This window comes from Citrobacter sp. VF227 (assembly GCF_052950715.1).
Genome location: NZ_JBRFVF010000611.1, coordinates 1 through 436, shown reverse-complemented (window position 1 = coordinate 436; position 436 = coordinate 1). Strand labels below are relative to the sequence as shown.

The following is a 436-nucleotide window of genomic DNA, read 5'->3' as shown; positions in this document are numbered from 1 at the left end:
GTGATGGCGCCTGCCCCCCGGTGACCCGCGACGGCTGGTTGGCATTGCCCGCCGCCGCCGAGTTGTTGGAGATCGTGTCCGCCGGCCGGCCGGTGGGCGAGTAGCTCACGGCGGCTTCGTTCCCGGTGGCGTCGATCTACTGGCTCACCACGCCCGGCGCGCCGGGAGCGGGCGCGACGGGCCGGGCCTCGACCTGGGCGCTGGCCGGAGCGACGGTGGCGAGGGCGAGAAGGGCGGCGAGACATGTCCGGGTCATGAGAATCCTTGCTGATTCCAGACCCTGGCAACCTCGGTCGCGGGCGATCGATCCCGCGATGTTGCGACGCGGCACCGTCTCGCTTCGGCACCGGCCGCGCGCGCTCACTTCACGCGCGTCCAGGTCTGCCGCTTGCAGAACACGCTCATGACGCAGCCGGAGACCTCGAGCGAGTCGGGT

1 protein-coding gene is annotated in these 436 nt (G+C 71.8%); it reads right to left on the bottom strand.

The features are described 5' to 3' along the window. Positions 1–136: 136 nt before the first annotated feature. The coding region (locus tag ACU8YC_RS28160) for a hypothetical protein (protein ID WP_446896418.1) at positions 137–436 on the bottom strand (300 nt) is incomplete at its 5' end.